Origin of the sequence: Dyadobacter luteus, from assembly GCF_003383615.1 — a bacterium.
GTDB classification, from domain to species: Bacteria; Bacteroidota; Bacteroidia; order Cytophagales; family Spirosomataceae; genus Dyadobacter; species Dyadobacter luteus.
In genome coordinates, this window is record NZ_QNUL01000021.1 from 66229 (window position 1) to 84542 (window position 18314).

Here is an 18314-nt window from a genome sequence, read left to right on the forward strand (position 1 = left end):
TAAATCAAAACTCAATAATAACAAAAACGGAGCAACCGTTAAGCTGCTCCGTTTCAGAAAACTATGTTGCGCAGATTATATTTCTACACTTCCTACATTTTCAAAAACTACATCTCCCTGAGAATTTAGTTCCATCATGATCACAGCATCCTTAGCTACCTGTCCACTCAGAATTCCTTTGGAGAGCTCGTTCAGAATCTTTCTTTGTAAAACTCTTTTCAGCGGTCGGGCACCGAAAGCAGGATCGAAACCGTCCTCTCCGAGTTTAGTCAAAGCTTCGTCAGTAGCATCCAATGTGATACCTTGTTCTGTAAGCATTTTCTGAATTCCTTTAAACTGTATATCCACAATTTTACGGATGTTTTTCAATGAAAGTGGTTCAAACAGAACGATCTCATCAATACGATTCAAAAATTCAGGCCTTACGGATGCTTTCAGCAGATCAAGGACTGCTTGTTTTGCTTCTTCCACGATCAGACTACGGTTCCATCCTTCATCCTCAGCAAATTTTTCCTGAATAATATGGCTGCCGATGTTCGAAGTCATGATAATGATCGTGTTCTTAAAGTTAGCGACACGGCCTTTATTGTCAGTCAAACGTCCTTCGTCCAATACCTGCAGAAGGATATTCCATACATCCGGATGTGCTTTTTCAATCTCATCCAGCAGAATCACACTGTAAGGTTTTCTTCGCACGGCTTCAGTGAGCTGTCCGCCCTCTTCGTATCCAACATATCCCGGAGGCGCTCCCACCAGACGGCTTACCGCATGGCGTTCCTGGTATTCACTCATATCAATCCTCACCATGGCATTTTCGTCGTTGAACAGGTATTCAGCCAACGTTTTGGCAAGCTCTGTTTTACCCACCCCGGTTGGTCCAAGGAAAAGGAAGCTTCCGATCGGGCGTTTGGCATCTTGCAAACCGGCACGACTTCTGCGAACTGCGTCAGACACAACGCCTATAGCTTCCTGTTGACCAGCGACACGCTGATGCAAATGTTCTTCAAGATGCAGCAGCTTCTCTCTGTCGCTCTGCAACATTTTGCTCACAGGTACACCTGTCCATTTGGCAACTACTTCCGCAATATCTTCCGGTGTAATTTCTTCCTGCATCAGGCTTTCGGTATTTTCCGCATTCTGAAGTTCAGTCAGTTTGGCATTCACTTCAGGGATGCGTCCATATCTGATCTCCGCTACTTTACCAAAGTCGCCCGAGCGTTCGGCTTGCTCTGCTTCCAAACGCAGTTGTTCCAACTGTTCTTTGAGCGAACGTACCTCATTTACCTTGCCTTTTTCATTTTCCCACTGCGCTTTCAGGGTATTGCGACTTTCACTCAGATCGGCAATTTCCTTATTCAGAACAGTTTCTTTATCCTTATTATTTTCACGACGAATGGCTTCTCTTTCAATTTCAAGTTGCATAATCCGGCGATTCAACTCATCAAGCTCTTCCGGAACACTGTCCATTTCCAATCGCAGTTTAGATGCCGCTTCGTCCATCAGGTCAATGGCCTTATCGGGAAGAAAACGATCACTGATATACCGGTTTGATAGCTCGACAGCAGCAATTACTGCATCGTCCTGAATCCTGACACCATGGTGCAATTCGTATTTTTCTTTGATACCACGAAGAATACTGATGGCATCGGGAATATTAGGCTCGTCGACCATCACAGACTGGAACCTGCGTTCCAATGCTTTGTCTTTTTCTACATACTTCTGATACTCTTTCAGAGTAGTAGCGCCAATCGCATGCAACTCTCCGCGGGCAAGTGCAGGTTTCAGCAGGTTCGCGGCATCCATTGCACTTTCGCCACCTCCGCCGGCACCGATCAGCGTATGGATCTCGTCAATGAAAAGGACGATTTCTCCTTCCGAATCTGTTACCTCTTTGATGACGGCTTTAAGCCTTTCTTCAAATTCACCTTTGTATTTAGCACCCGCAATGAGTAAACCCATATCCAGCGATACTACAGTTTTTGACTTCAGGTTTTCAGGCACATCGCCCTGCACGATACGTTGCGCCAATCCTTCTACAATGGCCGTTTTACCAACCCCAGGTTCTCCCAGCAGAATCGGATTATTTTTTGTTCTTCTGCTTAATATTTGCAGAACCCTTCGTATTTCTTCATCACGGCCAATTACCGGATCTATTTTTCCGGCTTTGGCCAGTTCGTTGAGGTTTTTGCTGTATCGTTCCAGTGAACGGTACTTCGCTTCAGCATTTTGATCTTTCACGGGATTATTTTTTCCTCTTAATTCTTTAATGGCGTTGATTAAATCTTTCTCTTTCATACCAAGCTCTTTCAGCATGGTAGCTGTGGTATCTTTTCCTGCGAGTATTCCCAGGAGCAGCAGTTCTATACTTACAAATTCGTCGCCGAACTCTTTCAGGTAATTCTGAGCCTTGGCGCTGGCTGCTGCCATGTCGTTGCCCAAATAAGGTTGTCCGCCGCTTACACGGGGATATCCCTCTATGATTGTTGATAAACGTGCATTTAATATATCGGCGCTGATATTGAGCTGATTCAGCAAGAATAGTGATGTGTTCGGGTCTTCTTCCAGAATGGATTTCAGTACATGACCTGTTTCAATGGCCTGCTGCTGGTTACCCTGAGCCATCTGCGCCGCGTGCTGGATTATTTCCTGCGCTTTAATGGTATATTGGTTAAAGTTCATGGCGTTTTTTGTTGATTAATGATTCTTTCATGCTTCAGCAAAAACTGTGTACCACATCCTAAAAGCGGAAATTTTGTCGTGGTTTGGTTAATTTGCATTCATTAAAATGACATAATGGCTCATAATTGGATTATTTTAACGCACCTATTACGTCAATGCGACTTCTTCTCAATTCGCTTATGAATTTCCAAAGTTTCGGATAAAGCAGCTGATCCATACCAAAGGAGCATTTCAGCTTCCAGAAGATTCGCTTTAATGGCGGGGTCCGTTTCTACCAATTGTTTTCCTTCTTCAATCGTTGTCGCATTCAGGATAAAAATTCCACGGTATTTATCGTTTTTGAAGAATGGCCCTGCGACCACAAGTTTTCCATTTTCGGCAAGCCGGTTGATGTTGGTCATGTGTCCGGCGAAAAGGCTGTCTGTAGCAGTTTTACCAAGGTTTGTTACGCTCCCGGTTTTCAATAATACCAGCACATATTTTTTCATGCCGTAATCATCCGCATTCAGGCGTTTGGCCAGGGTAGAGTCGTAGCCGGGTGAGACATTCTGTGCCTGCGTGAAGTAAGAATTGAATGTCAGTGAGTTGATTGTGAGAAGTATACAGTAAACAAATTTTATATCATAGCAGGTTTTATGTGAGCATTGGATTAAGGATAAATTCTCTACTATAATACAACAATTGCAGCTGGCTTCAATGGAGTTTATTTTACACTAATTGAAACAATTTTATAAAAAGTATTGTGATTTACAGGTTGTTTGTATTTATTTTGAGCATCCAACTGATCGCTTCATGAATTTATCTGTACATCGCTCCGACGCTTCTGATGATAAAGTTATGTGGCAGCGTTTTCTGGCGGGTGAGGTAGAAGCGTTTGATTATCTGATGTCCTCTCATTTTCGTTCACTTTTCCAGTACGGCAGCAAGTTTTCCAGAGATAAAGAATTCGTAAAGGATTGCATTCAGGATCTTTTTCTTGCATTGTGGGAAAAACGGGAAAATCTCAGCTTAGATATTGCGGTAAAGCCCTATATGATGGCGTCACTGAGAAGGCTGATGCACCGGAGTCAACAAACGAGATCCCGTTTGACAACGGATGAGTTTGATACGCAGGAAGGGATGTTTGATATTGAATTTTCGGTAGAGCATGATTATATAGAGCAGGAATCTACATTGCAGCTTACCCTGAAATTGAAAAAAATACTGGATGACCTTCCCCGGCGTCAAAAGGAAGTAGTATATCTCAAATACTATCAGGAACTGGAAAGGAACCAGATATCGGAGATCATGGAAGTGTCTCCGCAAACGGTTTCCAACTTACTGCAAATCGCGATCAAACAGCTTCAGAAACATTGGCGATCAGAGTTTCTTACCTTTTTTCTTATTCATTTCTTCCTATAAAAGAGTCCTATATTTCAATAGGATAGCTTCATTTTTATAATTTTTTTAGAAATAATTTAAAATTTATTGGTATCCCGATCCGGTTTTGGTCTATCGTACTATAGACGCACAATCAGGTATGGAACGATACAAAAATTACGGAGTAGAAGATTTTGTCTGGGATGACTATTTCAGGCAATGGATACATGCACCGAACCGTGAAAATGATAGTCAATGGAAAAAGTGGATTACCGAAAATCCTGATAAGGCGTCTGTTGTTGCAACAGCAACCCAGATTGTAAAAGGATTGGCTGTGAAAGAAGAGGCAATTTCTGATGACGAAATAAGAGCCATCGTAGATAAAACGGTTTCAAGGGTTAGTGAACCGATGGAAGAGTTTGTGGAATGGGATGATGAAAAGCATTTTTATCAAAAATGGTGGTTTCAGGCAGCCGCTGCTGCTGTGTTTTTATTTGGATTCGGTTTCGCTCTGAAACTATATAAAGCGCCATCCCGTGATTTAGCTCTAAAGCCTGGTAAGGAAATCAATATTCCTGCTGAAAAATCCCGAATGGTTGAAAAGAGAAATCAGTCGGACAAAGCGATGGAGATAACCCTTGCCGATAACAGCCGGATTACATTAATGAAAGCGAGTACGATCCGGTATTCGGAAGTGTTCAATGATGATAAGAGAGAAGTTTTTCTGGAGGGAGAGGCATTTTTTGATATATCTAAAGATCCTGACCGCCCATTCATCGTATACGCGAATGAGCTGGTAACCAAAGTACTCGGGACAAGTTTTCGAATCAGTGCATATCCATCTGCCAAACAGGTAACAGTAGAAGTGAAAACCGGACGTGTATCTGTATTCGCCAAGTCTGATCCGGAGATGAAAAGGAAAATGGCGCATCGTGAACTGGAAGGAGTGATACTGAACCCTAACCAGAAAATTATTTTCGAGAGACTAGCTGTCCGAATGGTGAAGACGCTTGTCGAGAAACCTGAAATTGTATTGCCAAAATCAAAAACACCTCATTTTGAGTTTGAGGATACGCCGGCCAGCGAAGCTTTTGCGTCAATCGGGAAAGCTTATGGTATTGATATTCTGTATGATGAGGAATTGCTGAGTGGCTGCCCTCTCACCGCTGCTTTGGACAACCAGACTTTACACGAAAAACTCACCATTATCTGTAAAGCGGTAGAAGCTGAGTACGAGATCCTGGATGGACAGATCATTATTCATAGCCGGGGATGCAGGAATGAAGAATGAAGAATGAAGAATTAGGAATGAAGAATTAGGAATGAAGAGTTAAGAATTATGAATTAGCCTGAAAGGCTTCATATCTGCGGGTAGGCATTGCCTTGCTCGCTGGGAGTTAAAATTAGCCTGCTCAATGGAAGAGTCAGAATTAATCATTAACAATTAATAATTGACCATTAATCCTAAACCCTTAAAAATTATACGAAACAGGAACCTTAACTAACCCAAAAAAAGAGAGTCGGCAATGTTCCCGCATTACCGACTCAAAAGAAAATCCCTACATGACTGCTATCATATACTCCCCAAAGGGAGGCGGGGATTGTTTTGCCAATTTTTCGATAATCACAAAACATTCAAATCTATGAAAAAACCTTTAAAGTACCGACAGGTGCTACTCTGGACGATGCGAATAACAGCTACACAACTCATGTTGGCCTTTCTGTTTCTGGGAACAGGTTATGCGCGGGAGGGCCATGCGCAGTCTTTGCTTAGCCAAAAGATATCCATTTCTGCCAATGGAAGCGAAGTGAAAAAAGTTTTACATCAGCTCGAAAAACAGGTTGATGTAAGATTCGTATTCAGTTCGAAGCTGATTAAATCGGCAAGAAAAGTAAATGTATCGGCTCATGATAAACCTCTGTACGAAGTACTGGATCAGATACTCACACCGCTGGATCTTCAGTACGAAGTTTCAGGGAAGATTATTATTTTGAGGAGGCTTGAAAACTTACCGGAAGTTAGTCCTGATCATAAACTCAGTCCTAAAAAAAATGTTTCTGGAAAAGTATTGGATGAAAATAGCCAGCCTCTTCCGGGTGTAAGCATCGTAATAAAAGGAACCCAAATTGGTACTACTACCAACGCGGAGGGAGTCTTTCAATTGGGGGTAGACCAGGCTAATGCAACCCTTGTGCTTAGTTTCGTAGGATATATAACCAAAGAAGTACCTGTAGGAACTCAAAGTACAATTGAGGTAAAAATGCAGCCGGAGGATCAGTCACTACAGGAAGTGGTGGTAGTTGGCTATGGTCAGGTGAAGAAAAGTGATCTGACAGGATCAGTTTCGACGATTCCGATAGATGAAATCAAAAAAGTAGCCGTCACTTCTATGGATCAGGCACTTCAGGGACGGGCAGCGGGGGTGCAGATTACTCAAAACTCAGGAGCGCCGGGCGGAGCAACTACAATCCGTATTCGTGGAGGAAATTCTATACAAGGAGACAATGAGCCTCTGTATGTTATTGATGGTATCCCATTCAAAAATGACGCTACTGACAGCGGCTCCAACTTCAATGTGTTAAGTACGCTGAACCCAAGTGATATTGAATCGATGACTATTTTGAAAGACGCTTCCTCCACTGCGATTTACGGCTCCAGAGGAGCTAACGGAGTTGTAATTATTACGACCAAAAGAGGAAAAGCAGGCAGATCCACTATCAGTCTGGATGCTTTCTATGGGATACAGTCGGTTCGCCGTAAATACCCCGTGTTCAATGCCCGTGAATATGCACAATTCGTAAATGATGCCAACACCAATGAAAATCGAAACCCCGTTTATACATCAGAACAAATAGAAGCTTTTGGTGAAGGAACCGACTGGCAGGATGAAATCTTCCGTAGCGCGCCGACTTACAACTATCAGCTTTCGATGAGTGGGGGGGACGACAAAACGCAATATGCAATTTCCGGAGGTTACTACAAACAGGATGGTATCGTTGTCAACTCGAATTTTGATCGTTATTCATTTCGGGTTAATCTTGACAGAAAGCTTACCGATAAGATAAAGGTGGGTAACAGTCTGACGGTGAATCGCACTGTCACAAACCAGTCGCGTACTGATGGAAATGTGGGCAGTTCCGGGCTGGTGACGATGGCTGCGTTACAGTTCCCTTCAATCCTGCCGGTATACAATCCGGACGGAACCTACCTGATGAATCACCCCGCGTTCAACTTTACTGCTGATAACCCTGTTGCACTGGCGAAGGATAGTAAAAACAAAAATACGGCATACCGTGTATTTGGTAATATTTTCGGTGATTATCAAATCATCAATGGATTGAACCTGAGAGTGGTGCTGGGTATCGATGGTGTAATGCAAAAGCAGGATAGTTATGTTCCGAGAAGTGTAGCGAGCGGATTGTCTCAGGGAGGTTTCGGTAGCATTCGTAATGGTCAGTCGGTTACCTGGCTAAATGAAAATCTTTTGACTTATACCAAAAATTTCAACAAACTACATAACCTGACTGTACTGCTTGGTTATACTCAGCAGGCAAACCGAACAGAAAATAGTTATGCGGCCTCACGAAATTTTGTAAATGATAATTTAGGTACAGGTAATATTGGCTCAGGATCAGTGGCTCTGGTACCTTCGTCGGGTATTGGAACCTGGGGGTTGGAGTCCTATCTGGGACGTGTCAACTATGAATTCAATGAGAAATATTTGCTAACGGCATCGTTCCGGGCAGATGGCTCGTCTCGTTTTGGCGGCAATAAACGTTATGGTTTTTTTCCGTCGCTCGCATTGGCATGGCGAACTTCTGAGGAATCGTTTATAAAAAACATTCAGGCTATCAGTGAGTTAAAGTTGAGAGCTACGATTGGTTCGACTGGGAATCAGGATGGAATAGGCAACTATCCGGCTTTTTCGCTGCTATCAACCCAAAACTATGTGTTTGGAAATAATGTGTCCACAGGTATAAGTCCAAACCAGATTGCAAACCCCGATCTTTCCTGGGAAACTACTACACAATCAGATATCGGTATTGACCTGAGCCTTTTTAGAAACCGTCTTACTTTCACGGCTGATGCATATATCAAACGCACCCAAGATCTGCTTTTAAGTGTAACGATCCCAAGTACTTCCGGTTTCTCCAGCGGAATTCAGAATCTTGGTAAAGTTGAGAACAGGGGAATTGAGTTGAGTGTAACATCTATCAACCTCGACGGAGCTTTTAAATGGAAGACAGATTTCAATTATGCGTTGAACCGTAACAAAGTACTTGACATCGGTGGCACGTCACAGATCTTTGCAGGTGGAGCCGCAAATATTGCGCAGAATGTTAACTCAGGGATAATCCGTGTTGGCGAGCCGCTTGGTTCCTTTTATGGTTACATCACCGATGGTCTATATCAGAGTGACGAAGAGTTAAAAGCGCTTGTTGATGCGAATGCCCGTAAACCTGGTGACCGTAAATACAAGGATCTGAATGGTGACGGTAGGATTGATGATAACGATCGTGTTATTATTGGTCGTGCGCAACCTAAATTTATTGGTGGAATAAATAACACATTTTCGTATAAAGGTCTTGAACTGACAGTCTTTTTTCAAGGTGTTTATGGAAATCAAATCCTGAATGCAAACCGTTTTGAGTTGGAATACCTGAACGGGACGAGCAACCAGAGCAGAGATATGCTTAACCGCTGGACGCCCACCAATACGAATACCGATATTCCAAGAGCTTCAACAACGCGCCCTGCAAACCGTATCTCAACGCGACAGATTGAAGATGGATCTTACCTGCGTCTGAAGAATATCCAGCTGGCCTACACGCTGCCGTCGGCTGTAACGAAAGCATTGCATTTACAGGGCTTACGTTTCTACGTTTCGGCACAGAACTATATGACATGGACGAAGTATTCAGGTTACGATCCGGAAGTGAATCGTTTTGGTCAGGACAGCCGGAGCCAGGGATTTGACTATGCGAGTTACCCGGCTGCCAAAACCTTGATTTTTGGTTTAAATGTTGGTTTTTAAGAATTTATAAGCATTTTAAAGCAGAGTCCAGATGAAGAAAATATTCTTACTTTTGACAACCTTGTGCGTTGTGTCAGCGTGTAACGTCCTTGACCAGATACCCGAATCGAACTTTACTCCGTCCAATTTTTATAAAAATTCAGATGACGCCATTGCCGCTGTAAGTTCGGTATATGACCAAATGAACACCGCTGAACTCTATAATCAGGTGATCTGGATTATTCAGGATCAGGCCACCGATGATTCTGAGTGGGGAGGAGGTCGGTCTACTTCCAATCAAGCCAAAAATGATTTGGATAAATATACTTTTACTCCTGCTACCAGTACATTTCAGTCTACATGGAGCACGCTGTATAGAGGTATCAACCGCGCCAATGCGGCCATAGAGCGTATTCCCGGGATTACGATGGATCCTGCTCTGCAAGCCCGACTGATTGCCGAGGCTAAATTCATGCGTGGATTCTATTATTTTACATTAGTCCGGTTTTTCGGTGACGTTCCTTTGACATTAAAAGAAACTACCTCGCTTACGGACCTGCAAATAGCAAGAGCACCCATCGGAGAAGTTTATGCTCAGATAATCAAAGATTTCACCGAAGCAGAAGCTATACTTCCAGTGACGTATTCAGGTGGTGATCGTGGGCGTGCTACCAAAGGAGCCGCCACAGCATTTCTTGCTAAGGTACATCTCACCCGTAAGGATTGGCCTAATGCTTCTGCAAAAGCCAAGCAGGTGATTGATTCAGGTCTGTATGATCTTTGGGCTACCTTCCCCGAAGTATTTACAATCGCCAATAAAAATGGAAAGGAAGCGATATTTGAAGTACAGGCACTCGGAGGAGGTTTTGGGGAAGGAAGCTGGATGCAGGGGTACATGCGTCCTAATTTTGATCGTGTAAACAATGTCACTGGCTTTGGTGACGATCCTGTTACCAAAAACTTGTATGAAACTTACACCGCTGCTGACAAACGAAGGGATGTGACCATACGGGTTTATTCCTCTACAACCACTCCGGCGGCTCCTGCCAGCGTAGATTTTCCGGGATACGTTTACAAATACCTTGATCCGAGTGCAACAGCAAATGGTGAGGGGAGCAATAACTTCCCTGTGATACGCTATGCGGATGTACTTCTAATGTATGCAGAGGCATTGAATGAACAAGGAGCGGGAAATGCAGACGCATTTGCTGCTGTAAACAGAATCCGTACACGAGCCGGGTTAGCGTCGCTACCGACCTCACTAAGTCAAACAGCGTTCCGTGACGCCATCTTGTTGGAAAGAAGGCTGGAACTTGCTTTCGAAGGACATCGCTGGTACGATCTTGTGCGCACTGGTAAGCTGGTGGAAGCAATAAAAGCACAAAACGCGACAATTCAGGTGACACAAAATCATCTGCTTTTGCCAATCCCGCAGACAGAGCGTGACGTTAATTCAAACCTGACCCAAAATCCAGGATACTGATAGAAGGGACATTTTGGACATTACAATTGCATTACCGACCATTATTTATGCCGGTAATGCAGTATGCTAATGTCAGCGAAAGGAAAAGTTGATCTGAGAAAATTCTGACTATTAATACAACACTACACAGGGATATTGCTGATTAAATTGTCTTTTCGGTATTGCCGATGCCATCATGATGGTTCCTGATTTTAAATAGTTTTTACTAAACCTTTTAATCGAAATGAAGTATAATTTGATTTGTCTGATACTGGGAGCCTTTTTGAGCCTGGTTTCTTGTGGTGCTAATGAACAATCCAAAGACGCCTTCGAAGCCGATGTAATTGTGTACGGCGGGACATCGGCTGCCGTTACTGCTGCCGTGCAGGTGGTGAAGCAGGGCAAAACAGTATTGGTGGTTTCTCCTGATAAACACCTCGGTGGACTTTCTTCGGGTGGGCTTGGTTTTACCGATACTGGAAATAAATCGGTGATCGGCGGGCTTGCGCGTGAGTTCTACCATCGTGTATATATGCATTACGATAAGCCGGAGTCGTGGGAATGGCAAAAGAAGGATGAGTATGGCAACAAAGGACAGGGGACACCAGCAATGGATGGAGCCGAACGTACAATGTGGATTTTTGAGCCTAAAGTTGCGGAGAAGGTTTTTGAGGATTTTGTGAAGGAGAATAAGCTGAAAATATACCGTGACGAATGGCTGGATCGTGAAAAAGGCGTTGAAAAGAAGAATGGACGTATCATTTCTATCAAGACATTAAGCGGAAAGACTTTCAAGGGGAAAATGTTTATTGATGCGACCTACGAAGGTGACCTGATGGCGTCTGCAGGCGTGAAATATCATGTGGGACGGGAAGCTAATAGCGTGTACAATGAGGAATGGAATGGTATTCAGGCGGGTGTATTTCAGCATAAACACTATTTTGAGAAAAACATAAGTCCATATAAAATTGAAGGTGATCCTAAAAGTGGATTGTTACCATATGTGACGGATGAGAAGATAGGAAAAAATGGTGAGGGTGATGATAAAATACAGGCTTATTGCTTCCGTATGTGCTTGTCGTCGAATCCTGACAACCGCATTCCTTTTGCCAAACCCGAAGGTTATGACCGTTCGAAATATGAATTGCTGGCACGTGTATACAAAGCGGGATGGACAGAAACTTTCCAGAAATATGATCCTATTCCCAACAGGAAAACGGATACCAATAACCATGGGCCATTTAGTACAGATTTCATAGGTCAGAATTACGACTATCCTGAAGCAAGCTACGAACGGCGCAAGGAGATTATCAAAGAGCATGAGTTGTATCAGAAAGGACTGATGTACTACTGGAGCAATGACGAGGCTGTTCCCGCTGACGTACGGGCTGAAATGAATAAATGGGGATTGCCCAAAGATGAATTTAAAGATAACGGTGGCTGGCCTCACCAGCTGTATATCCGTGAAGCCCGCCGGATGATAGGGCAGGAAGTGGTAACAGAGAATGAGACGCTAGGTAAAAAGGCTGTGAATCAGTCTGTTGGTATGGGGTCTTATTCTTTGGACTCACACAATGCCCAACGTTATGTAAAAGAAGATGGTTTTGTCCAGAATGAAGGCGACATTGGCGTGCATCCTAAAAAACCATATGGTATTGCCTATGGTGCGATTATTCCTAAAAAGGAGGATTGTGAAAATTTGCTGGTTCCTGTGTGTGTATCCAGCTCACATATTGCTTTCGGATCCATTCGTATGGAGCCTGTTTTTATGATCCTCGGGCAAAGTGCTGCTTCTGCTGCGATCCTGGCAATTGATAATAAGCAGTCGGTACAAGAGGTCGATTACAAAGCCCTGGAAGCACAGCTACTTAAAGATAAGCAGAAACTCGTTGTTGAGTAATACGTTGTAAATGAAGGAATTGATCAAGTTTGTAAATTGGGATATATAATGTGAAAAATTGGATAGTCGCAACAAATGAGACTATCCAATTTTTTTTAGCCAGAGTATTAACAAAATTTTAATTGGTTTCCTGATCACAATTGAATACGATTAAATAGGTATTCTTTACTTTTGCCTTCCAAAATTGATGTTATTTCTGATCTCGATAATAATTTCTCTTTTGCGACTGAGGGGTAGTGTAGCTTTTTGTTGTCTGTATTAAGAAAATAAAAAATAGAATTTTTATAATTTTTTAAGTCGAGGCTTTACCAAAAAGCGGGAAAGCCGGTTTCAATTACTCCCTGAAAATATTTTTAACTTTTACACATGACCATTACTCCTGAACCTCGTTCTAATTTTTCACATCTTTTCAGTGCTCCGGTAATTGTGGCCGCATTGGGCTACTTTGTGGATATCTACGATTTGCTTTTATTTGGTATAGTGCGGTTGCCAAGTTTAGCTTCGCTTGGTCTTTCCGACACCGAAATTTCCCAAACAGGTGCCAGCATCCTCAACTGGCAAATGGCAGGGCTACTCCTTGGCGGAATTTTATGGGGAGTTTTAGGAGATAAAAAAGGAAGACTTTCAGTTCTGTTCGGCTCTATTATCACCTACTCATTGGCCAATATTGCCTGCGGTTTTGTTCAGGATCCTACTACCTATAAACTTTTACGTTTCATTGCCGGAATCGGTCTGGCGGGTGAATTAGGCGCGGGTATTACGCTCGTTTCCGAAATATTGCCAAAACATCTACGCGCCATCGGTACTTCTCTGGTAGCTGGCGTAGGTTTGTTGGGAGCTGTAGTGGCCTATTTCACTGTCGAGTTTTTCGACTGGCGTTATGCTTATTTCATAGGAGGCGGATTAGGTATTTCTTTGCTTCTGCTACGCATAGGTGTTTTTGAATCAGGTATTTTTAAAGATTTGAAAGACCAGAAACATATTGAGAAAGGAAATTTCTTTTCACTTTTTACCAAACGTGAGCGACTTATTCGTTATCTGAAATGTATCGGGATTGGTTTGCCTACCTGGTTTGTAATCGGTATTCTGGCAACGTTCAGTAATGAGTTCGGAAAAGCGTTGGGAACAGATGAAGCTATAAAGCCGGGTCTGGCCATTATGTGGTGTTATGTGGGTTTATCGGTGGGTGACTTTTGCAGTGGTTTCCTGAGTCATTGGCTTGAATCCCGTAAACGCGCCGTTTTTTATCTGATGCTGTTTACGTTAGTGTGCAGTATTGCGTATTTTTATGCAGGCATCAATAAAGCTGATACATTGTATATTGTGCTTGTTTTACTTGGATTTGGAATTGGTTACTGGGCAATGTTTGTTACTATAGGTGCGGAGCAGTTCGGGACAAACCTACGGGCTACTGCAGCCACCACAGTGCCAAACATGGTAAGGGGTACTGTAATAGGTATGACAACCCTGTTTTCTTTGTTCAAGGATTCATTCTCGGTGATCAATGCAGGTGCTTTGGTAGGTGTAATCTGCTTTGTGATTGGTTTGTATTGTATCCAAACCATACCGGAAACGCATGGTCGTGACCTTGACTTTTTGGAAGAATAAAAAGATTTGAAATAGAAAGAAAAGCATTTTTTAACCCTTAATATCCGGGATTTATGTCTCGGAGTTGTAATCAGAACTGGAAATGGAAAGACGTGTGGCGTTGAAAAATATGGCTGCAGCCATGGGCGCGATGGTTGTAATGCCGGCCTGGGCATCAGGTTGGAATACAAAGGCTGTTTCGGCAGTAGGATTGCTTGATGCCGGAAAAGCGGAGACATTGGCATTGGTAGTAGAAACTATTATACCGAAAACAGATACGCCCGGAGCCCGTGAACTGGGTGTGGGTGGCTTTGTGGAGAAAATGGTAAAGGATTGCTACGATGCCAAAGCACAGGCCGGTTTGTCTGCCGGTCTTGACGCGGTGGAGGCAATCAGCAAAAAGAATTTTAATAAAAGTTATGCCGATCTTACCAAACAGCAGCAACTAAGTCTTCTGGAAGGTATCGATAAAGGCAGCGATGCTGATCTGAAAGGTTTCTTAGGATTGGTGAAAAACCTGACTATTCAGGGTTATACATCTTCGGAATACGTGATGACGAACATTACGCATTACGAAATGATACCTGCAAGATATCATGGCTGTGTGCCTGTGAAAAAATAATGCATAGGGTTTGGGGTAAGGGGAAGAGGGTATAAGAAATATAACCCCATGCCCTATGCCCCGAACCCCTTTCCCTTAAAAAATGGCGAATTTCAATATAGATAGTAAAAAAGCGCGTACCTATGATGCCATCGTAATTGGCTCGGGTATCAGCGGAGGATGGTCGGCTAAAGAGCTGACTGAAAAAGGATTAAAGACATTGGTGCTGGAAAGAGGACGTGATGTACAGCACATTACGGATTACCCTACAACCAACATGATGCCCTGGGAGTTTGAGCACAGGGAGCGTTTGCCACGGGAAATTACCGAAGCAAACCCGATTGTAAGTCGTTGCTATAACTTCAAAGAGTCGTCCCAGCATTTCTTTGTGAAGGATAATGAGCATCCTTATGTACAGGATGCCGGTCGCCCGTTTGACTGGATCCGTGGATATCAGGTAGGTGGTAAATCGTTGCTTTGGGCACGACAAACCCAGCGTTGGAGTAAATACGATTTTGAAGGCCCAGCTCGTGATAAATTTGCAGTAGAGTGGCCTATTGGCTATGACGATATAGCACCCTGGTATAGCTACGTGGAGAAATTTGCGGGTATCACCGGTAACAAGGACGGCATTGATGCCTTGCCGGATGGTGAGTTTTTACCTCCGCATGATCTGAACTGTGTTGAAAAGTACTTCAAAGAGCAGGTTGCAAAGCAGTATAAAGATCGCCATATCATTATTGGCCGAGCTGCTCATATTACGGAGCCGAAACAAATACATCTGGACCAGGGGCGTGCAAAGTGTCAGCACAGAGTGATGTGCGAGCGTGGTTGTCCGTTTGGCGGGTATTTCAGCAGCAATGCTTCTACGATGCCATGGGCCATGAAGACTGGTAACATGACGCTTCGTCCGCATTCCGTTGTTCATTCGGTGATATATGATGACAAAAAGCAGAAAGTTACAGGTGTACGAGTAGTGGATGCCAATACGAAGGAAATGATGGAGTTTTATGCCAACATCATTTTTGTAAATGCTGCTGCGCTTAACACCAACCTGATATTGATGAACTCTATATCATCACGTTTCCCGAATGGACTTGGGAATGATAATGGGATATTGGGTAAATATATCGCTTTCCATAACTATCGTGCGACAGTTTCAGGAGAGTATGAAGGTTTCCTTGATTCTACTACCGATGGAAAAAGACCGAATAGTGGCTATATACCTCGTTTCCGGAATGTACATCAGCAGGAAACAGATTTCTTGCGAGGCTATGCGGCAGGATTTGGAGCAGACAGAAGAACTTATAATGACAGAAGTGGTTTCGGAGAATCACTTAAGGAGAATCTTGCTCAATCTAAATACGGAAACTGGAGTGTAGGATCTCACATGATGGGTGAAACCATACCAAAAGAAAGTAATTACGTAGCGCTGGAAAAAGATTTGAAAGATCCTTTCGGTATACCTCAGTTGAAAATTTCTGTGGCGTATGATGATAACGACGAGAAGATGATCAAAGACTATATGACGCAGGTGAGCGAAATGTTTGAAAAAGCAGGCTTCAAAAACATTCGTACACATGACAACGGTCGTAACCCCGGGAACGACATTCACGAAATGGGTGGAGTGCGCATGGGAAAAGACCCGAAAACGTCATTGCTGAATAAATGGAACCAGCTTCATGCAGCCAAAAATGTTTTTGTTACTGATGGAGCATGTATGACCTCGACAGCGACACAAAATCCTTCTTTGACTTATATGGCACTTTCTGCGCGCGCGGTAGATCACGCGGTGAAGGAAATGAAGGCTATGAATTTGTAAGTCGGTAACTGATATTAACAAAATGAAAACCATGGAGCCTGGCTTCATGGTTTTTTTTGTATTTAAAATAGTTTTTATTTTTTCTTACTTAGACTAAGGGTGTTTTAGTGCAAGAAAGTCTTTTCATTGTTACATTAAAAAGAGACTCAATGCAGGATACTTTGTCAAATGAAGAACGTAGTCCGGTAAGCCCGTTTCAGATCAATACCGGTCAGCAGTCATCTTCCACACGAGAGGTGGATGTAGCTATATTTATCAAAGCGGCTTTTGACGAAAGTCCGTCAAAAGGGCTGGAATTGCTGTTCCGGAGATTCTACAAACCGCTATGCAGCCATGCAGTCAGATTTGTATATTCCAGGCAAATCGCCGAGGATCTGGTGAGTGAAGTCTTCTTTCAATTCTATCGGACCCGTGCTTATGAGAATATCACCTCTTCCTATACGAGTTATCTTTTCAGGGCGGTAAGAAACGAATGCTATACTTATGTACGCCGCGAGTTTGGTCGCACCGATTCCCTGGAAACCTCCGGCGAAACGGTATTCTCTGCTACGCAACCACAGCCCGACGCAGAAATCCACTACAATAATCTCTATCTTAAAGTCAACGACATCATTGGGAAGCTACCATCTCAATGTCAGCGTGTTTTCCTGATGAGCAGATTTGAGAATAAAAAGTACAATGAAATTGCTCAGGAGTTACAGATATCTCCAAAAACGGTTGAAGTCCACATTTCCAAAGCACTGAAACAACTCAGATCTGCTTTACAAGGCGAGTGGATGACATCCTTTTTACTCGTTTTGAGCTCACTCCATATTATTTCCTGATCGCCGACTGCCTGAGGGCACCACACCATACAGACTATGAAAACGTCTATTTCAAAACATACGCTCTTTGAGTATTTATCCGGCAGATCTAACCCGCTGGAAAAACAGTTGGTCATGGAATGGCTGTCCGATGCTAACAACACGGAGATTTTCTATGAATGGCTACTCGAGTATGAAACTAATAATGCACAGTTTACTGCCGACCAGGACAGTGCCATGCAACGGCTCCTGAAACGTATGGACGATTCAGGTATAGAGTCCGGCGTTAAACAGGACGATTATGTTGAATCCGCGGGGATTTACTACGCTGACGAACGTACACCGTTGTTACGTCGGGTCTTGTTTATTGCTGCTTCGGTACTATTTGTGGTAAGTGCGGGCTGGTTTTTTCGGGATCCTATCATGTATAAGACTTACCAAACAGCCTACGGGCAGACTACCGATATCTTCCTGGAAGACGGGAGTAAGGTTGCTCTGAATGCCAATTCGAGCCTTAAGGTGCCTCGTTTTGGTTTCAGTGATGAGGTGCGGGAAGTATATCTGAAAGGAGAAGGAGAGTTTATAGTAAGCCATACAGTCGATCACAAACGGTTCGTAGTGAAAACTTCCGAAAAGTTTCAGGTTGAAGTACTGGGGACTCAGTTTTCTGTCTTTGCACGTCCAAGAGGCACTAAGGTAGCCCTTACGAGTGGCAGCGTCAGAATTGATTACGACAGAGACCATCACAGGTCAGAAGTGATGATGGTACCCGGAGACCTGGCTGTATTGGATCAGAAAGGAAAAGTGCAGATTGAAAAGAACCGTGACACCAAAGCGCTTGTGTCCTGGAAAGAGCAGCGCTACGTATTTGATGGTACGTCGGTAGATGAAATAGCTTCTATGATTGAGGAGAACTTCGGAAAAAAAGTGTCTGCAAGCAACCCCGAAACAGGGAAACGGACGATTACCGGCAATTTTCAGACTAAAAATGCAGATGAACTTCTGAAAACAATATCTGAAGTATTGGATCTTAAGGTTCAGTCTTCGGGAGATTCTATCCTTTTGAACACCCATTAATTATTCTTA

General features: G+C 43.3%; 12 protein-coding genes. 10 read left to right on the forward strand and 2 right to left on the reverse strand.

All coding sequences use genetic code 11. From position 1 onward, the window contains the following. Positions 1-75: 75 nt before the first annotated feature. Together clpB and DSL64_RS21195 are read right to left on the reverse strand one after the other, a co-directional pair. The gene (clpB, locus tag DSL64_RS21190; RefSeq protein WP_115832936.1) at positions 76-2679 is read right to left on the reverse strand and encodes an ATP-dependent chaperone ClpB; all 2604 of its coding nucleotides are present in this window, start codon (positions 2677-2679) and stop codon (positions 76-78) included. Between the two features lie 152 nt (positions 2680-2831). After that, the gene (locus tag DSL64_RS21195; RefSeq protein ID WP_115832937.1) at positions 2832-3167 is read right to left on the reverse strand and encodes a YciI family protein; all 336 of its coding nucleotides are present in this window, start codon (positions 3165-3167) and stop codon (positions 2832-2834) included. Between the two features lie 304 nt (positions 3168-3471). Between DSL64_RS21195 and DSL64_RS21200 the strand changes: the two genes are divergently transcribed. From DSL64_RS21200 to DSL64_RS21245, 10 genes are all read left to right on the forward strand, one after another. Then, a complete protein-coding gene (locus DSL64_RS21200) occupies positions 3472-4080 on the forward strand; it encodes an RNA polymerase sigma factor (protein ID WP_115832938.1) in 609 nt (202 codons plus the stop codon). Between the two features lie 118 nt (positions 4081-4198). After that, positions 4199-5329, forward strand: a complete 1131-nt coding sequence (locus tag DSL64_RS21205) for a FecR family protein (RefSeq protein WP_115832939.1) — start codon at positions 4199-4201, stop codon at positions 5327-5329. 352 nt (positions 5330-5681) lie between these two features. After that, the gene (locus DSL64_RS21210; RefSeq protein ID WP_229217173.1) at positions 5682-9074 is read left to right on the forward strand and encodes a TonB-dependent receptor; all 3393 of its coding nucleotides are present in this window, start codon (positions 5682-5684) and stop codon (positions 9072-9074) included. Between the two features lie 31 nt (positions 9075-9105). Next, positions 9106-10536 (forward strand): RagB/SusD family nutrient uptake outer membrane protein, encoded by a 1431-nt coding sequence (locus DSL64_RS21215; RefSeq protein WP_115832940.1) that lies wholly within the window; start codon positions 9106-9108, stop codon positions 10534-10536. A gap of 223 nt (positions 10537-10759) precedes the next feature. After that, positions 10760-12415 (forward strand): FAD-dependent oxidoreductase, encoded by a 1656-nt coding sequence (locus DSL64_RS21220; RefSeq protein ID WP_115832941.1) that lies wholly within the window; start codon positions 10760-10762, stop codon positions 12413-12415. Between the two features lie 366 nt (positions 12416-12781). Beyond that, complete coding sequence (locus DSL64_RS21225; RefSeq protein ID WP_115832942.1) at positions 12782-14023, forward strand: MFS transporter; 1242 nt, start codon at positions 12782-12784, stop codon at positions 14021-14023. A gap of 82 nt (positions 14024-14105) precedes the next feature. After that, positions 14106-14624, forward strand: a complete 519-nt coding sequence (locus DSL64_RS21230; RefSeq protein ID WP_229217174.1) for a gluconate 2-dehydrogenase subunit 3 family protein — start codon at positions 14106-14108, stop codon at positions 14622-14624. 82 nt (positions 14625-14706) lie between these two features. After that, positions 14707-16425, forward strand: coding sequence for a GMC oxidoreductase (locus tag DSL64_RS21235; RefSeq protein WP_115832943.1), 1719 nt, complete (start codon positions 14707-14709; stop codon positions 16423-16425). A 149-nt stretch (positions 16426-16574) separates the two neighbouring features. Further along, positions 16575-17249, forward strand: coding sequence for an RNA polymerase sigma-70 factor (locus DSL64_RS21240; RefSeq protein WP_115832944.1), 675 nt, complete (start codon positions 16575-16577; stop codon positions 17247-17249). Between the two features lie 36 nt (positions 17250-17285). Beyond that, the gene (locus DSL64_RS21245) at positions 17286-18305 is read left to right on the forward strand and encodes a FecR family protein (protein ID WP_115832945.1); all 1020 of its coding nucleotides are present in this window, start codon (positions 17286-17288) and stop codon (positions 18303-18305) included. The last annotated feature ends 9 nt before the right edge of the window (positions 18306-18314 follow it).